The organism is Micromonospora sp. CNZ295, from assembly GCF_004217535.1.
In genome coordinates this window covers 3,733,804-3,750,654 of record NZ_SHKZ01000001.1, presented here as the reverse complement: position 1 = coordinate 3,750,654, position 16,851 = coordinate 3,733,804, and the positions used below count along the sequence as shown (strand labels likewise).

Here is a 16,851-nt window from a genome sequence, read left to right as displayed (position 1 = left end):
CGGCCTTCCCGTTCCGCCCGCGACCATTCCCGAGCTGCTAGGACGCGGTCTCCCTCCGGTACGGGGCGAGGAACTCGCCGAGCGCCGCGAGCATCTCGTCGGGCGCCTCCTCGGCGACGAAGTGGCCGACGCCGGGGACGACGAGGCTCTGCACGTCGTCCGCGACGACCCGCATCGCCTCGGCGACCTTCGGCCCGAAGCTCTTCTCGCCGCCGATCGCCAGGACTGGCATGGGCAGCTTCGTGTTCTTGCGCTGCCCGTCCTGGGAGATGGTCGCGTCGAGCGCCCGGTACCAGCCGAAACTGCCGCGCAGCGAGTCCGGGTCGGAGAGCAGTCCGACGTAGAAGTCGATGACCTCGTCGGGCAGCGGTTTGCCGGCCGCGTCGAACTCCCACTGGAAGAAGATCTTCTCCCGTCCCGTCACGAGCTGTTCGTTCAACCGGTCGATCCGGTTGAAGCCGAGGTGCCAGAGCCGGTCGTTGAGCGGCCCGGGGACGAACAGGGGTGGTGGCGGGGCCGCCCCCGGGGACCCCGGGATGTCGACGACGGCGATGCGGGCCACCCGGTCCGGGTGGTCCGCGGCGAGCGCGTAGGTGATCGCCAACCCGGTGTCGTGACCGACGGCGGCGAACCGGTGGTGGCCGAGCGCGTCCATCAGCGCGATCAGGTCGCGGGCCTGGGTGCCGGTGTCGTACCCGTTGTCGGGCTTGTCGGACATCCCCATGCCGCGCTGGTCGACCGCGATGACCTCGAAGTCCCGCGCCAGGGTCGGCATCAGCAGGCGCCAGCCGTACCAGCACTCCGGCCAGCCGTGCACCAGGAGCAGCGGCGGCCCCTCGCCGCCGATGACCGCGTGCAGGCGCACCTCACCGGCGTCGACGTACCGGCTGGTGAACGTGTCGGCGAAGCCGGCCGGAAGGTGCGGTGCCCGCGTGACGGAGGCGGGGCCCTCCGCGACGGGGAACCGGGTGGCGGCCGAGGTCATGGCGATTCCTTTCGTCGGAGGCACCGGGCTCGTCAGCGGGCCCTGCGACCGCCGATTCTCCTGGCCGGCGAGGCCCCGGCGAGCGGCTTCCGCCGCAGGTGAACCCTGACGGGTTACCGCGGCGGCGGGCCCCGCGCCGGGCGCCGCCGGGCGGCAAAACGGATCGCGTCGAGAAGGCCGTCGTGCCATGGTTTCCCGCATGCCCCAACCGATCCTGCGTACCGAGCGCCTGCTGCTGGTCCCGCTCGCCGACCGGCACCTGGAACTGGAGGTCGAGCTCGACTCCGACCCGGAGGTGCTCCGCTACCTCTACGGCCGGGCCCGGACCAGGGACGAGGTGGTCGAGTCGCACGCGCGGCGGACGGGCCTGGCCGGCAAGGTGGACAGCCTGGGCTTCTGGATGGCGTTCGGCACCGACGGCGGGGCGCCCGGCTCGACGCCGCCGGCTACCGAGGACGCCGGCGACTTCGTCGGGCTGATGATGCTGCCGCCGGCGAACGGCCCCGACCAGCCCGACGACCCGACCGTCGCCGAGTTGGGTTACCGCCTGGTCCGCCGGTTCTGGCGGCGAGGCCTGGCCAGCGAGGCCTCCCGGGTCCTGCTGCGGCACGCCTTCGACACGGTGGGGCAGCGACGGGTGATCGCGCAGACGATGGCGGTGAACACCGGTTCCCGGCGGGTGATGGAGTCCGTCGGGATGCGGTACGTCCGCACGTTCCACACGTCCTGGGACGAGCCGCTGCCCGGCTCCGAGGAGGGCGAGGTCGAGTACGAGATGACCCGCGCGATGTGGACGGCGTTGCGCGATCAGGGGGACCTGCGGCGCTGGCGCAGCGTGGGCACCCCGGGCCAGGTGCGGTCGTCGCAGTAGCCGTCGCGGCCGGCCAGCACCGCCCACCCGCCCCCGTGCTGACGGCGACCGGGCGGGTCGCGCGCCGGGCCAGGGCGTCCGTACGAGCGATATGACTGGCGGTCACAACTATTCCGCTCAGTCATATCGCTCGACCGCGTACTCATTCTCCGCCGCCTCTCCGGCGGTCAGCGCGAGGAGCCCCGGCCACCGGGCCGGGGCTCCCGCGTGAAACGCGACCTACGCCGGGGAGAGACCCTCCGCGAAGTCGTACAGGCTCTTGATGTCGTTGTCGAAGTACGGGCCGTCGAACTGGCCGTTACCCGGATTGTCGCCGTGACTCACGACGCTGTTGATGTAGCCGAGGCCATTCTGGTCGTTGTATTCCTGGAGCCACGGACCGCCGCTGGATCCGTACGTCATGTTGCACCACATCCGGATCTGCTGCCCGCCGGCGTGCCAGGTCCCGCTCTGGCAGTAGTACTGGATCTGGCCGCCGCCGAGGTTGGACGGGTAGCCGAGAGCCGTCACCAGGGGAACGTTGTAGCCCCAGTTCCAGCGCAGGCCGTTGCCGCCGACCGTGTCGACGACCTTCAGGCCCCAGCTACCGCCGTTGTGCATGATGGCGATGCCCATGTCCTCGTCGTAGCTGCCGTTGTTGACCCACGCGGTGCGGGCGGTGAGCTGGTAGGCGACGAAGGTGCCGAACGGGCGCGCCCCGCTGCGGTACCGCGGCACGAACTGCCAGTTGCCGTACCACTGGCCGCCGCGGCCCTGGTGCACGCAGTGGCCGGCGGTCATCACCAGTCGCCGCTTGCCGCTGGCCACGGTGCTCGCCGAGCAGGAGGCGGTGCCACCGCCGGGCGTCGTGAAGTAGACCTTGCCGACGGTCCTCGACTCGTTGAGCTGGATGCTCTTGTCGTCGGTGCTGGCGACCCTCGGTGCCACCGGCGCGACCGTGCCGGCCGGTCCCTTGGGCACCGCGGCCCCGGTTGCGGACTCGGTCACGCCCTTGGGCTTCGCGATGTCCAGGTCGACGGCGCTGGCCATCCGCTCCGGCGTCCAGAACGCGGCGACCTCCTTGGCGATCTTCTCGTTGGTGATCGCGCGACCATCACTGGTGCGGGCGACGACCGTGGTGTTGCCGTTCCGGTCGACCGTGGTCGGCTTCGCTTCGGCGACCACCGGGCCGGTGACGACCAGCGCGAGCGCCAGGCTGGCCGTTGCCGACCATCGCAGGATTGGTTTCAACTGTTGCCCCCTCTTCCTCCGTGCCCCAATCGGGCCACCGAAACGTATCGACGGAATTGCTCTGATCGCAATTAGGCGGCATGCCAGGTAATTGACACTGACTTGTAGGCGACGAACGGCACAGGCCGTTAAAATCATTCGCATATCTCGACACCCTAGAATTCATCCCGCCCGGAAAAGAAAGTGTCGACGAGTGGGAATTGCGATGCCGGCAAGCAATAGGTGTCGCCCGTCACACCCGGAATCTCAGCGCCGCCGTCACAGATCCGACCCGGCCGGTGTCTCCATGCCGAAACAGCGACCAAGGAGGAGACATGGCCGGTAACACCCGGGTCCCACCCACCGAGATCACCGGCGTCTTCGGCACCGTCCTGAAGAGGTTCAGCAGGAAGACCTTCGGCGACGTGCCCGAGGCGCTCGGCGTGATGTGGCACCACAAGCCCGTGCTCAGGTTCGGCTTCGGCGCCGGCCGGAAGGCCAGCAAGTGGAAGGAGTGCGACGAGAACCTGAAGTCGTACGCCCACATGGCGGTGGCGTCCCTGATCGGCTGCTCGTTCTGCCTCGACTACGGCTACTTCCAGGCGCACAACGAGGGGCTCGACGTGACCAAGGCCCGCGAGGTGCCGCGCTGGCGCGAGTCGACCGTCTTCACCGCGCTGGAGCGCGACGTCCTGGAGTACGCCGAGGCGATGTCGCAGACGCCGCCGACGGTCACCGACGAGCTCGCGGACCGGCTGCTCAAGCAGCTCGGGGCGCCGGCGCTGGTCGAGCTCAGCGCGTGGATCGGGCTGGCGAACCAGACGGCCCGGACGAACGTGGCACTGGGCATCGAGGCCCACGGGTTCGCCGCGACGTGCGGCCTGGCGCCCCTGGCCGAGCGGCCCGGCGCGCCGTCCCCCAGCGGCGTGCCGTCCCCGAGCGGCGTGCTGTCCCCGAGCGGCGTGCCGGCGCGCCGGGCCGCGTGACGGCGCAGCGGTGACCGGCGGGCGGGTCACCCACACGTGGCCCGCCCTCCGGACCCGTGATCGGCGCGCTCCGACACCCGGCCTGTCGCGCTCAGATCGGACAGGGCTGGATCAACAACCCAGAAGACGTGAATTAACTACTTGTAGGCATGAAGCGTCTTAGGTGTTACGGAACCCGGAAGTTCCTCTTGTTCGGCATGAATCCGCCTAGCGTTCGACGTGGCTCGGCCTTCTGAGCCATTCCTGACGGAGAGAGGAACATGTCGATGAGGTACCTGACCAAGCTCGCCGGTGGGGTGGTGCTGGCCAGCGCCGCCCTGGCGGTCGCCGCCCCGGCCACCGCGCTCGCCGCGAGCGACGAGGGACCGTCCAAGTCGGACCGCAAGCCCCCGAAGACGTTCAACCTGAAGGACAAGCAGGGCAACGGGGTCACCTGCGCGACCACCACGCAGATCAACGAGCAGAACATCACCCAGATCATCAAGGACAACACCATCAGCCACAGCGTCGTCACCTTCAACCTGGGCGCGTCGGCAGCGGCGTCGAACACCGCCGCCGCCCCCGAGCGCAACATCGTCGTCTGCATCCGGGACATCGACGTGGACGTGGACGTGAAGACCAGGCTGCTCACCGACCTCCTCACCATGGTCGAGGACGGTCTCGGCCCGGCCGCGGTCGGCCAGCGGGCCGGCATCACCCCGGCGCCGGGTGGCGCGTACGCCGGTCCGGAGGGCGCCTGGGTGCTGCCGAGGACGGCTGGCGTCGCGGCCGGTGACGGTGGCTCGCTCGCCGGCACCGACACCGGTGCCCTGGGGACGGCCGGTGCCGGCCTGATGGGCGTGGGCGTGCTCGGTGGCCTCGCGCTGCTGCGCCGGCGGTCCGCCAATGGCACGGTCGCCTGAGGCGGTCAGGAGCGCCAGCGGCCGCCGCGGTTTCCCGTGGCGCGCCGCTGGCCTCTTCCTGGCCGTCCTCGTCACACTCACCGGAGCAGGTCTGCTCGGGCTCGCGGCGCTGACCCCCGAGCCGGTCGGGCCGCCCCAGCCCGACCTCGCCGCCGCGCCGCCGGCCCTGCAGTCACCGCTGGCGGCGGCGCCCCCCACTCCAGACCCGACGCCGAGCGGAGCCGGCGCGTCGCCGTCGACCTCGGGGAGCCCCGGCGACGCACGCGGTGCTGAGTCGGCGCTCGCGGTCCTCCCGTCCCCGGTCCCGATCACGGTGGGGATGCCGCGATCGCAACCCACCCGCATCAAGGTCCCGCGGATCGGCATCGACGCGCCGACGGTCGCCCTCGGGCTGGACCGCAACCAGCAGATCGCGGTCCCGCCGTTGAACCAGCCGAAGACGGCCGGGTGGTTCAAGCTGGGTCCGAGTCCCGGGGAGATCGGGACCGCGGTGGTGGTCGGCCACGTCGACTCCCGCGTCAGCGGCCGGGCGGTCTTCTACCGGCTCGGCGCCCTCAAGCCGGGCGACACCGTCGAGGTGCTCCGCACGGACGGCACGACGGCCCGGTTCACCGTCGACGGGGTGGCCCGCTACCCGAAGAAGAACCTCCCGCTGGGGCCGGTCTACGGCCACACCGGCAAGGCTCAGCTCCGGCTGATCACCTGCGGGGGCGCGTACGACAAGAAGGCGAAGTCGTACAAGGACAACATCGTGGTGTTCGCGACGCTGGCCGCCTGAGCCCTCGACGACCTACCGCTCGTCCGCGGGGCCGGCGGCCTCCCGCAGCGCCGCCAGCGCCGTCCGCGCCGCCGGTGTGTGCTCGACCGCGTCGTGCACCACGGCGTGGATCGACCGGACCGGCACCGGGCGGACCACCCGGACCCGGGCCACGCCGTCGGGCAGGTGCGCCGCGCCGAGGGCGGGGAGCACCGTGATGCCGATGCCGGCCGCGACGAACGCGAGCGCCGTCGGGTAGTCGTGCGCCTCGACCCGGAAGGCCGGGCGGAAACCGGCGGCGGTGCAGGCCTCGATGAGGTTGGTGCGGCACCAGCCGCGGGCGAAGTCGTTGTCGATCCACCGCTCGTCGGCGAGGTCGGCCAGGTCCACCTCCGCCTGGCCGGCGAGCCGGTGCCCGGCGGGCAGCACCGCGACGTAGGGGTCGTCGAGGAGGTGCCGGGCGGTGAAGCCCGGGCCGGGGTCGAAGTCGGCACGCGCCACCACCACCTGGATGTCGGCGCGTTCCTCCCGGCTGTCCGGAATGTGTTCGCGCAGCTCCAGGTCGAGGCGGACACCGGGAAGCTCGGTGAGGACCCGCCGCACCACGGACGGCATCCACGCCGCGCCCACCGACGCGAAGTACGCGATGGACAGCGCGCCGGTGCGGCCGGTGCGCAGGTCGGCGACCAGCGACTCGGCCGCGCCGAGCCGGGCGAGCACCCGGTCCGCCTCGGCGGCGAGGGCGTGGCCGGCGGCGGTGGGCCGCAGGCCCCGTCCCGCCCGGGCGAGGAGGGTGAGGCCGGTCTCGCGCTGCAGCGCGGTGAGGTGCTGGCTGACGGCGGAGGGGGTGTAGCCGAGGTTGGCGGCGGCCGCCTGGACGGACCCGGAGGCCACGACGGAGCGGAAGACCCGGAGGCGGTGGACGTCGAGCACGACCCAACCATAAAGCCGTACTGAACTGTTGTGAAGAAACAATTACTGGTGCTGAATCTTCGGGCGCCCGAGAATCGGCCCCATGACGCTTGCGCAGCTCACCGCCGACCGGCCGGCCGCCCCCGTCGACGACCGCGCTTCCGGTGCGTACCCCCGGTCCTGGCCGACCCTCGCCGCCGCCGGCACGACGGTGTTCCTGTGGGCGTCGGCGTTCGTCGGGATCCGCTTCGCCGGGCACGACTACTCCCCCGGCGCCATGGCGCTGGGCCGGATGGCGGCGGCGTCCGCCGCGTTGAGCGTCTTCGTGGCCCTCAGCGCCGGGCGCCAGCGCCGCCGGACGCCGCTCCGCACCGCCACGGCCGTCCGGCCCCGCGGCGGGACCCTCGGGTTGGTCGCGCTCTGGGGCGTGGCCTGGTTCGGCGGCTACAACGTGGCGCTCAACGCCGCCGAGCGGCTGGTCGACGCCGGGACGGCGGCCCTGCTGGTGGCGGCCGCGCCGATCCTCGTCGCGGTGGCCGCGGTCCTCGTCCTGGGCGAACGGCTCACCCGCCGGCTCGGCGTCGGGGTGGCGATCGCCTTCGCGGGCGTCGCCCTGATCGCGGCCAGCGGCTTCACCGGGCACGCCGACAAGCTCGGCGTCGCGCTGGCGGTGCTCTCCGCCGTGCTGTACGCCTTCGGCGTACTGCTTCAGAAGCGCCTGCTGGCGCGGGTCGACGCCGTGACGATGACCTGGCTGGGCGCGTTGGCCGGGACCGCGGCCCTGTCACCGTTCGCGCCCGGACTCCTCGCCGAGCTCGCCGCGGCACCGGCGTCGGCGACCCTGGGCATGCTGTACCTGGGCGTCTTCCCGACCGCGGTCGGCTTCCTCGCCTGGGGCTACGTCCTGTCCCGGTGGACGGCGGGGCGCACCACGGCCGCGACCTACCTGGTGCCACCGGTGACCGTGCTGCTGTCGTGGACGCTGCTGGGCGAGGTACCGGCGCCGCTCGCCCTGCTGGGCGGCGCGCTCTGCCTGGGCGGCGTGGTGCTCGCGACGCGGCGCTGACTCCCCATGATGGACCGGTGACCCCGACGTGTCCTCGCCGCGTTGATCGCCGCCCGCACCGTCGCCGTCACACCGGTCAGCTCGCACGCAGGCAGAACTCGTTGCCGTCCGGATCGGCCAGCACGGCGCTGCCGGCCGCGCCGACCTCGAGCCGGGTGGCGCCGAGGGAGACCAGTCGGTCGACCTCGGCCCGCTGATCACCGCCGACCGGGGCGAGGTCGAAGCGCTGCCGGCTCCGCCCGACCTTCGGGGCCACCGGCGGGCCGCCCCACGCGACCTTCGTGCCGCCGTGCGGCGACTGGACGGCGGTCTCCTCGTCCTTGTCCCACACCAGCGGCCAGCCCAGCGCGGCGCTCCAGAAGAGACCGACGTCCCGGGTGCCCTCGCAGGCCAGCTCCCCGAGCGGGCCGCACCCGGCGAGGAAGTTGTTGCCCGGCTCGATCACGCAGAACGCGTACCCCTCGGGGTCGGCCAGGACCACGTGCCCCTCCTCGGGGCGCTGCCCGACGTCGAGGTGGTCGCCGCCGAGCCCCAGCGCCGTCGCCACCATGCGCTCCTGGTCGTCGCCGCTGGCGCTGGTCAGGTGCAGGTGGAGGCGGTTCGGCCGGACCAGCTCCGCGCCGGTCGGGGCGAACCGGAGGCCGACCTGGGTGTCGTCGCCGGGCAGCAGTACGCCACCGGCGTCCTCGACGATCTCCCGGCCGAGCATCCCCGCCCAGAACCGCGCCAGGCGAGCCGGGTCGCGCGCATCGAAGGTCACCGACAGCAGTCGCGAGAGCATCAGCACACGGTAGACACGGGCCACCGGACCAACAAGGCAATAATCGGTCACCGGGAGCGGCCGGCCCGTCGACGAGCCAGGAGGCAGCGGCATGTCCAGCAGGCAGCTGTACGACACCATCGGAGCCACCTACACCGTGACGCGGCGCACCGAGCCGCGGATCGCCGCGCAGGTCTGGGCCGCGCTGGGCGACGCGCGGACGGTGTTGAACGTCGGGGCCGGCACGGGCTCCTACGAGCCCACCGACCGCGACGTCGTCGCGGTGGAACCCTCGGCGCTCATGCGGGCGCAGCGCCCCGCCGGCGCGGCGCCGTGCGTGGCCGCCGCCGCGCAGAGCCTGCCGTTCGCGGACCGGTCCTTCGACGCCGCGATGGCCTTCGCCACCATCCACCACTGGCCGGACGCGATCGCGGGCCTGCGCGAGATGCGGCGCGTCGCTCGCCGCGTGGTGGTGTTCACGCACGACACCAGTGCCACCGGTTGGCTGCACCGGTTCTGGCTCACCCGCGACTACCTGCCCGAGGTCGCGGACCTCACTGCCGGCCGGCCCTCGCTGGCCGAGCTGGCCGGCGCGATCGGCGCCCGGGTGGAGCCGGTGGCCATCCCGTGGGACTGCGTGGACGGCTTCTTCGAGGCGTACTGGCGCCGACCCGAGGCGTACCTGGACGAGAACGTCCGGCGTGGGGTGTCGGTCTGGACCCGGGTCGGGCCGGACGCCGAGCGGCGGGCGGTGCGGAACCTCCGCGCCGACCTCGCCTCGGGCCGGTGGGCGGAACGAAACCCGGACCTCGTCGGTCTCGACGCGGCGGAACTCGGCCTCCGCCTGCTCGTCGCCGGACCCGCCACATCTTGACCCTGACACGGTGGCAGGCGGAAGGCTGACCGGATGGACCTCGACGACTACCGCACGCACTCCCCCTACAGCGACCCCCGCCGGCACGCCGCGCTGCTCGACGCCGTACCCGCCGACCTGGCCGGCGCCGCGGCGGCCGCCCGCAACGTCATCGTCCACTACCGGGCGGGTGGCGTGCAGCTGCCCGCCGACCGGCTGGACGAGGTGAACCACCGCTGGCTGGACCGCATCCTCGACACCGACCAGGCCCGCTTCCCGCTGCCGCTGACCGCGGCCCGCCCAGCCGCCGACCGCGTCGCGGGCTGCTGCCGCGACCACACGCTGTTCACGGTCGCCGTGCTGCGCCAGCACGGCATCCCCGCGCGCAGCCGGATCGGCTTCGCCTCCTACTTCACGCCCGGGTGGCATCACGACCATGTGCTGGTGGAGTACTGGAACGGCGAGCGCTGGGTGTGGGCCGACCCGGAAGTCGACCCGGCCGGCGAGTGGCCGTTCGACGGCTACGACATCGACCCGGCGGCCGGGCTGTTCGACTCGGCGGCCCGGGTGTGGTCGGCGTACCGGGCCGGGACGATCGACCCCGACGTCTACGGCGTCGACAAGGGACTGCCCATCCGCGGCGCCTGGCTCGTCTACGACTACGTCCTGCAGGAACTCGCCCACCGGCAGAAGGACGAGCTGCTGCTGTGGGACTCCTTCGGCGCCATGACCGGTGACCTCGCGTCCGCCGATCTCGCGCTGGCCGACGAGATCGCCGCGCTGCTGCTCGCCGCGGACGGCGGCGACCGGGCGGCGGAGAAGGAACTCGCCCACCGGTACGCCGCCGACGCCCGCCTGCGGCCCGGCCCCCAGATCCACAGCGTCTCCCCGATCACCGGCGTCCGCACCGCAGTCGACCTGCGCCGCTGACGTGGGGTGTGGCCGGCCGACGACAGGTACGAGCCTCGCACCTGGACCGAGGGCGGCGGAGGGTCGGTCAAGCGCCGCTGCTGGGCCGGGGGCCGTGGCGCTTCCGTCTAGACGGGAGGAGGCAATGTGAACTCACCCGATAGCATTGGGTGAGGCACCAGTGACCGAGTGCTGACAACGTCTACCGGGATGTCACGATCGCCGAGCCGAGGCCACGGGAGACGTGATGGTAAGAAGACCGCGGACCGTGGTGATAATCGCGATTGCAGGCGTGTTGTCGGGTGCCACTGTGCTGACGGGCCTTATCACCAACGAGGCTTCAGCGCAGCAGCAGTGGCCCGGGTGGCTTGAGCTGGTCCGCTCCCACCCGTGGCACTCGCTCGGAGTCCTGGCGGCGCTCCTGATCGGCCTCACCGTCGTTCTGGCGGTCGCTCCCTCCAGCGGAGGGGCACATGAGGTCCAAGGCTCGCCCGATCCGCCGACAGCGGCAGGACCGAGCAGCGGTCCTCCGCTCGAAACCGCTGCCCCGGAAGAGTTCCGGTACACCGAGCAACTTGATCGCCTTGCCCGACTGTCCGCCGAGTTGGTCAGCCGTCTCGGACGTCGGCGGACCGCGTACCCCCTCGACCTCAGTCTGGCCGAGCTTCACCGTATGGGTCTCTTCGTGCCCAGCCGCCTCACCGGCTACCGCGGGGGCGACACGGAGTTGGGTGAACGGACTGTCGTCGAGCTGGTGCAGCGGCTTCGACGCGGGAAGTCGGTCCTGCTCCTGGGCGAGCCGGGCTCCGGCAAGAGCCTATCGCTGTACGGCGTCGCCCTAGCCCTGCAGGAGAACGGGCTGTACCCGATTCCACTACGCGCGCTGGACGCGGTGGAGGCCGTTAGCGTCGTCCGTTCGGCTCGGCTCCACCGGGCGCTGCTGACCCAAGCGGTTGTGCTTGTCGATGGCCTGGACGAGGCGAGCGATCTGACCGATGGCGACGTACTGACCACAGCGCTGCGTGAACTGCTGGAGTACGCGCCGGCTCTCGTGACCTCCCGGGCCCGGGAGTACGAGGAGTGGATCGCCTTCGAAACGGCCTCGATCAGTTTCGACGAGGTCTTTCTCCTCGAAGGCTGGTCGGTCGAGGTCGAGTTCGCCGACTACCTCGCTCGCCTGCAACGTCGCGGATTGATCTCGAACCCTGATCTTTACCGGATGGTGGTGGCGTCGGAGCAGTTGGCCCGGCTGGTGGCACGGCCGTTGTACGCCCGGATGCTCACCTTCATCGGAGCTTCCGGTGCGGCCGGCATCAGCAGTGCCAGCAATCTCTACGGCGAGTACCTGAGCCGGCTCAGCCGGGCCACGGACTTCGCGGTGCGTGGCACGCAGCCGTCCTGGAGCGGTCAGTCGCTGATCCTGTGGCAGGAGGCGGCTTGGTTCGTCCACTCTCGTGAGCTCCCAGCGGACGCCATTCCGATGGCGGATCTGCACCTCGCGGTCGCCGGTCCGGTCCGGCGCGGCGGGGAGAGCCGGGCGCTCGATCAAGTGATCGACCGCCGGACAGCACACGGTACGGAAGTCGGGGAGTTCCTGCACTACTCGTTCTACGAGTACCTGCTGGCCCGGTACATCCGGGACAAGCTGTTGTCGGAGGTTACCCCCAGCGATGCGGTGGCGCTGCTGCGCAGGGACCTGACCCGGGAGATACGACACCACCTGGTCGGCCAACTCCACGAACTCGCCGACGTTCGGCTAGGCGAGCGCCTGTCGATGGTCTACTGCTCGCTTCGGGGAGAACCGGGTCTGGATCCGGCCGACCGACTCACCGTCTGCAACCTGCTCGTCTACCTGATCTCCCGCACCAGTGCGGCGGCGCCCCGCCAGCTGGGTGAGCTGCTGCACCAGGAACACGACGAGTTCCTGGTCAACTCGATCCTGTGGGCAATGTGTCATCATCGCTCAGCTGTCGCGCTCGACCAGTTCTTCTCGTTGTTGCAGGATGATCCGCTCTTCCGGGCCTGCAGCCGCGGGTACGTCCTGTACTACTACGGCGATGTCAGGACGGGTCGCCCGCCGTTCCTCGACGACCCACCCTACGTGCCGCACGAACGCACCTCGAACCGGGTGCTGGCAATGTTTGAGAGTTCCGTGTTCGAAGCGATCGCTCCGCAGCGTCGCTATGTCGACCTCTACACCTTCATGGACATCTACCTCGTCCGTCGTGAGAGGATCGGTGGCCGTGCCCTCTCCATACTTCGCGATGCCGTTGCAGCGTTGGCCGGGCAGGGCTTGCGGCCTCCGATGGAAAGGCGACTGTCCGAGATGCTACAGGCGATCTCTAGTCGACCCATACCGGACGCAAACCCGACGTCGTTTGTCGGGTGACCACATGACGCGGCTACCAGAGAGGCGCTCGTGAAACTCTTCGTTTGGGATCTACACGGGGTGCTGGAACACGGGAATGATCGAGCGGTCGTGGACATCTCCAACGAGGTGTTGTTCAGCTTCGGGTACGAGGAGCGCCTCAGCTACGACGACGGCCGTCTCCTGTACGGACACAAGTGGTACGAGTACTTCGCGTTTCTGCTGCCCGACGCTGCCCACGACGTTCATCTCAAGTTGCAGGACGCGTGCTTCCGACTCTCTGCGGAGCGGCCCGAGCTGCAGTATCGCTGGATGAGGCCGACGCCCCACGTCACGGCGGTGCTGGACGCGGTCGCCGCGCAGCACCAGCAGATTGTCATCAGTAACACCCGGCCCCCCACGCTGGACATGTTCCTGAAACTGCTGGAGATAGCGGAATACTTCGGACCGGGGAGAGCGTTCGCCGTCGATCAGCATGTACTGGATGTGAAGACCACCAAGAACGACATTCTGGCTGCGTACCTTTGCGAGCAACCGCGGTTCACTGAGATCGTCATCGTCGGAGACTCGGCGAGCGACATGCGACTGGCGGAGGTGGCGGGTGGGACGACCTATTTGTACGCCCACCCGGGGTTTGCATTTCGCAACTGCGCATCCGACTTCCGTATCCGAGATCTACGAGCCGTGCTGGAACGCGTGTAGACCTGCCCCAACCCCACCCTTACACTGACGGCAATCAATTACTGACCCTGTGTGAGGCGTCCATGGGATCACCACGAGCCGTCCGGTCCACCGCCGGGGCGAGATCAAAGACATACTGCGACGCACTGGTTGTCGTGCCTCCGCCGTCCCCGTCCGACACCAATCCACCGCTTGGACCGGCGATTCTCGCCACGACCGCGGCGCGCGCCGGATACCGCGTCACCGTTCTCGACCTCAACATCCTGTTGCTCCAGCGATTCCGCACCGATAAGCCCGCGCCCGGATGGACGCTGGGTGACCACGGCAAGGACCGCAAGGGCGTGGCAGCCGCCGCGAGCTGGCTTTTCGCTGCCACCGGATTGCGGGACGCCGTTCCACTGCACCTGCCCGACACCGCCGATCCGGTCGCCGGCATGCACTACTCCGTCGAAACGATCGGTGCCGCCGTGGACGCCGCTACGAAGCATCCCCAGCCCTGGCGGGCCTGGCTCGAGGAGCACCTGCTCACCGCCGCCGACAGCCCCCCGGTGGTCGGCGTCTCGTTGATGGGCCCTTCCCAGGTCTTCGTCGGCCTACTCGTGCTGCGCCTCGCCAAACAGATCTGGCCGCACACGACGACCGTCCTCGGCGGCAGCCACGTCACCCTGCTGCGTGAGCAGATGCGGCGAGATTCCCGGTTGCGGTCGGTTGCCGACCTGGTGCTCACCGGCCACTGCGAAGACGAGTTCACTTCCGTCGTGGCCCGACACCGCCTGTCCCGCGTGCACCCAGCCCTGCTTCCAGAGCGGCCTCCCGGCAGTCCATTCGAGTACCTGCCGACGTTCTCCGGAAGTCACCTCGCCCACTACCACCGGCCGGCGTTGACGCTACCGGTCCAGTTCAGCCGCGGCTGCTCGTACGGCCGGTGCACGTTCTGCACCTATCCGCTGGTCGAGCCGCAGACCACCGCCTTCGCGCCGGCCGCGGCTCGGACGACCGTCGACACCCTCGTCCGGGAGCATGGGGTGCGTCGCTTCTCCCTCAAGGATTCGCTCTTCACCGCACCGATGCTGCGGGCCTTCGCCCAGGAGTTGCTGCGAGGGCCGACCACCACCATCCGCTGGAGCGCCACCACGAAGGCCACCAGAGCCCTCATCCAACTGGCTCCACTTCTCGCTGATGCGGGCCTGGCCACCCTGGAAATCGGCGTCGAGACGATCCACCCCGGCGGTCAGCGCCTCGTCGCCAAACGTGCCGAGCCGGGGATGCTTCAAGAGATCATCCTCGCCCTTGCCGAGCAGGGCATTACCGTGGTCACCAACCTGATCTTCGGGCTTCCCGGGGAACACGAGGAGGACGCCCATGCTCAACTGGCCTGGTTCCTTCGTTTGAAGGCCACAGCACCAGAGGGCCGGGTGGACTGCTCACTAAACATGCTGGAGATGGTGCGAGGCGCACCGATGACAATCCAAACACCACCTGGCGTGCACCTGCGGGGCGTCGCGCCGTGGGCGTTCAGCTACGCCTGGGACGCGCCGACGTGGCGGCCGCGCTTCGCCGGCACCTTGGAACGCGTGGAGCGATCTCGCGACAGCACTGTCCCGCGTGAGGCGAATCCAGCTGTGTCGAACTGAGCCTTGCGCGTTGTCTGACGACAGCCCCGGCGTTCGCCGAGGCACCCAGATGTAAAAGTTTCTAGACATGGTGTCAAAGACGCCTTACTCTGGACGTGTCAATGATTCTTTACATCGGGAGGCGGTCATGACGCACGAGGAGAAACGCGCCTGGATCATGCTGGTCGTCAGCGCGGTCGGTTACGCCGTCTACGCCGCCGTCGTCCTGAGCCGGGTCGACGGCGGGCCGCTCGCCGCCACGCCCTACGCCGGCGTCCTGCTGTGGACGGTCGGCGGCGCCATCGTCGCGAGCATCCTGGCCGAGATCGGGATGGGCGTGGTGAACCCGCGCGCCTCCCGCGTCAAGGACGTGCGCGACCGGGAGATCGGGCGGCTCGGCGACCACGTCGGGCAGGCCTTCGTCATCATCGGCGCGGTGTCGGCGATGCTCATGGCGTTGGCCGAGTGGGACTGGTTCTGGATCGCCAACGTCATCTACCTGTGCTTCGTCCTGTCGGCGGTGGTCGGCTCCCTGGCGAAGGTGATCGTCTATCGCAAGGGTGTCCCGCAGTGGTGAAGCCGACCCGGGTCACGAACAACATCCGCGCCCTGCGCTTCGCGCACGACGAGATGACCCAGGCCGAGCTCGCCGAGCGGATCGGCGTGACCCGGCAGACCGTCATCGCCATCGAGCAGGGCCGTTACTCGCCCTCGCTGGAGATGGCGTTCCGGATCGCCCGCGTGTTCGGCGCGCGGCTCGACGACGTGTTCCAGTACCCCGAGGAGGCGACGCCGTGAAGGCCATCGTCCAGCACACCTACGGCCCACCTGACGTGCTCCAGCTCCGCGACGTCGACCGGCCGGCAATCGGCGACCAGGACGTCCTCGTCCAGGTCCGCGCGGCCGGCGTCGACCCCGGAGTCTGGATCTTCATGACCGGCCGCCCCTACCTGGCGCGGCTGGCCAGCGGGGTGCGCCGGCCCCGGGTGCCGGTGCGCGGCCGGGACCTGGCCGGCGTGGTGGCCGCGGTCGGCGCCCGGGTGACCCGGTTCCGGCCCGGCGACGAGGTGTTCGGCACCTCCGTGCGCGGCTCGTACGCGGAGTTCGCGAGCGCGCCGGAGCGGCGGCTGGCCCACAAACCGGCCAACGTGTCGTTCGCGCCGGCCGCCGCGGCGCCGGTCTCCGGGATGACGGCGCTGCGCGCGGTACGCGACAGCGGCGAGGTGCGCCCGGGGCACCGGGTGCTGGTGATCGGCGCGTCGGGCGGTGTCGGGTCGCACGCGGTGCAGATCGCCAAGGCGTACGGGGCGACGGTCACCGCCGTCTGCTCGCCGGCCAGGGCCGATTTCGTACGCGCCCTCGGCGCCGACGACGTCCTCGACTACACCAGCGAGGAGGTCGACCGCGACGGCCCCGCGTACGACGTGGTCATCGACACCGGCGGTGACCGGCCGTTCGCCCTCCTGCGGCGCGCGCTCACCCCGCGCGGGACGCTGGCGCTGGTCGGCGGCTCGTACACCAGGGGTCCGGTGCTCAGCGGCTACGACCGGCAGATGGTCCGCGCGCCGCTGCTGTCCCTGTTCGTCGGCCAACGGCTGCGCAGCGTGAGCGCGGTGGAGCGGGCCGAGGATCTGGACGAGCTGCGGAACCTCATGGAGTCCGGCGCGCTGACCCCGTCGGTCGACCGCACCTATCCCCTGGCGCAGGCGGCCGACGCGATCCGACACCTCCGGCACAACCACCCCGCCGGCAAGGTCGTCCTCACAATCTGACCTCCTTCCCACTGCCCCTCAAGGTCGATCATGGAGTTGTGGTGGCCGGTTCACCCCGGTTCATGGCCTTCGTCAGGCACCACGACTCCATGATCGCCGGCCGCTTCCGTGCGCGGGCGGGCACCGGTGTCCACTAACGTTGCCGGCGACCGGGATCCTGGCGGTGCCCGGCCGGACGGGGGGCAGGTGGGCGCGGCGAGGCGGACA

At 70.5% G+C, this 16,851-nt stretch carries 16 protein-coding genes and 1 pseudogene; 13 read left to right on the top strand and 4 right to left on the bottom strand.

Annotation, left to right across the window (positions count from 1 at the left end):
• Positions 1-37: 37 nt before the first annotated feature.
• Complete coding sequence (locus EV376_RS17665; protein ID WP_130324657.1) at positions 38-985, bottom strand: alpha/beta fold hydrolase; 948 nt, start codon at positions 983-985, stop codon at positions 38-40.
• 199 nt (positions 986-1,184) lie between these two features.
• Between EV376_RS17665 and EV376_RS17660 the strand changes: the two genes are divergently transcribed.
• Positions 1,185-1,856, top strand: a complete 672-nt coding sequence (locus tag EV376_RS17660; RefSeq protein WP_130324655.1) for a GNAT family N-acetyltransferase — start codon at positions 1,185-1,187, stop codon at positions 1,854-1,856.
• A 219-nt stretch (positions 1,857-2,075) separates the two neighbouring features.
• Here EV376_RS17660 and EV376_RS17655 read toward each other — a convergent pair whose 3' ends face one another.
• On the bottom strand, positions 2,076-3,086 hold the full coding sequence (locus tag EV376_RS17655) for a trypsin-like serine peptidase (protein ID WP_486482673.1): 1,011 nt from the start codon (positions 3,084-3,086) through the stop codon (positions 2,076-2,078).
• Positions 3,087-3,400: 314 nt separating this feature from the next.
• Here EV376_RS17655 and EV376_RS17650 point away from each other — a divergent pair, with 314 nt between their 5' ends.
• The 3 genes from EV376_RS17650 to EV376_RS17640 all read left to right on the top strand — a co-directional run bounded on the left by EV376_RS17650 (position 3,401) and on the right by EV376_RS17640 (position 5,731).
• Complete coding sequence (locus EV376_RS17650; protein ID WP_130324653.1) at positions 3,401-4,051, top strand: carboxymuconolactone decarboxylase family protein; 651 nt, start codon at positions 3,401-3,403, stop codon at positions 4,049-4,051.
• Between the two features lie 266 nt (positions 4,052-4,317).
• On the top strand, positions 4,318-4,953 hold the full coding sequence (locus EV376_RS17645; protein WP_130324651.1) for a hypothetical protein: 636 nt from the start codon (positions 4,318-4,320) through the stop codon (positions 4,951-4,953).
• Positions 4,937-5,731 carry a class F sortase gene (locus EV376_RS17640; RefSeq protein ID WP_130324649.1) on the top strand — a complete coding sequence of 265 codons (795 nt, stop codon included), beginning with the start codon at positions 4,937-4,939 and terminating at the stop codon, positions 5,729-5,731. Before EV376_RS17645 ends, EV376_RS17640 begins: the two co-directional genes overlap by 17 nt.
• Positions 5,732-5,743: 12 nt before the next feature.
• Here the strand turns inward: EV376_RS17640 and EV376_RS17635 are convergent, their stop codons facing one another.
• On the bottom strand, positions 5,744-6,643 hold the full coding sequence (locus tag EV376_RS17635) for a LysR family transcriptional regulator (protein ID WP_130324647.1): 900 nt from the start codon (positions 6,641-6,643) through the stop codon (positions 5,744-5,746).
• A gap of 82 nt (positions 6,644-6,725) precedes the next feature.
• Here EV376_RS17635 and EV376_RS17630 point away from each other — a divergent pair, with 82 nt between their 5' ends.
• Positions 6,726-7,688: a DMT family transporter gene (locus tag EV376_RS17630; RefSeq protein ID WP_130324645.1), complete on the top strand. Its 963-nt coding sequence runs from the start codon at positions 6,726-6,728 to the stop codon at positions 7,686-7,688.
• A gap of 76 nt (positions 7,689-7,764) precedes the next feature.
• Here EV376_RS17630 and EV376_RS17625 read toward each other — a convergent pair whose 3' ends face one another.
• Positions 7,765-8,469 (bottom strand): VOC family protein, encoded by a 705-nt coding sequence (locus EV376_RS17625; RefSeq protein WP_130324643.1) that lies wholly within the window; start codon positions 8,467-8,469, stop codon positions 7,765-7,767.
• 103 nt (positions 8,470-8,572) lie between these two features.
• Here EV376_RS17625 and EV376_RS17620 point away from each other — a divergent pair.
• The 8 genes and pseudogenes from EV376_RS17620 to EV376_RS17585 form a co-directional block, all read left to right on the top strand.
• Positions 8,573-9,322: pseudogene (locus EV376_RS17620) on the top strand (class I SAM-dependent methyltransferase); the annotation flags it as partial.
• Between the two features lie 33 nt (positions 9,323-9,355).
• Positions 9,356-10,231: a transglutaminase domain-containing protein gene (locus EV376_RS17615; RefSeq protein WP_130324641.1), complete on the top strand. Its 876-nt coding sequence runs from the start codon at positions 9,356-9,358 to the stop codon at positions 10,229-10,231.
• A 247-nt stretch (positions 10,232-10,478) separates the two neighbouring features.
• Positions 10,479-12,599, top strand: coding sequence for an NACHT domain-containing protein (locus tag EV376_RS17610; protein ID WP_130324639.1), 2,121 nt, complete (start codon positions 10,479-10,481; stop codon positions 12,597-12,599).
• 30 nt (positions 12,600-12,629) lie between these two features.
• Positions 12,630-13,280, top strand: coding sequence for an HAD family hydrolase (locus EV376_RS17605; RefSeq protein WP_130324637.1), 651 nt, complete (start codon positions 12,630-12,632; stop codon positions 13,278-13,280).
• Between the two features lie 134 nt (positions 13,281-13,414).
• Positions 13,415-14,893 carry a radical SAM protein gene (locus tag EV376_RS17600; RefSeq protein WP_165438025.1) on the top strand — a complete coding sequence of 493 codons (1,479 nt, stop codon included), beginning with the start codon at positions 13,415-13,417 and terminating at the stop codon, positions 14,891-14,893.
• 127 nt (positions 14,894-15,020) lie between these two features.
• Positions 15,021-15,449: a hypothetical protein gene (locus EV376_RS17595; RefSeq protein ID WP_130324633.1), complete on the top strand. Its 429-nt coding sequence runs from the start codon at positions 15,021-15,023 to the stop codon at positions 15,447-15,449.
• On the top strand, positions 15,443-15,670 hold the full coding sequence (locus EV376_RS17590) for a helix-turn-helix transcriptional regulator (RefSeq protein WP_109903460.1): 228 nt from the start codon (positions 15,443-15,445) through the stop codon (positions 15,668-15,670). The genes EV376_RS17595 and EV376_RS17590 overlap by 7 nt, the downstream gene beginning before the upstream one ends.
• Positions 15,667-16,644, top strand: a complete 978-nt coding sequence (locus tag EV376_RS17585) for an NAD(P)-dependent alcohol dehydrogenase (RefSeq protein WP_130324631.1) — start codon at positions 15,667-15,669, stop codon at positions 16,642-16,644. Before EV376_RS17590 ends, EV376_RS17585 begins: the two co-directional genes overlap by 4 nt.
• Positions 16,645-16,851: the final 207 nt, after the last annotated feature.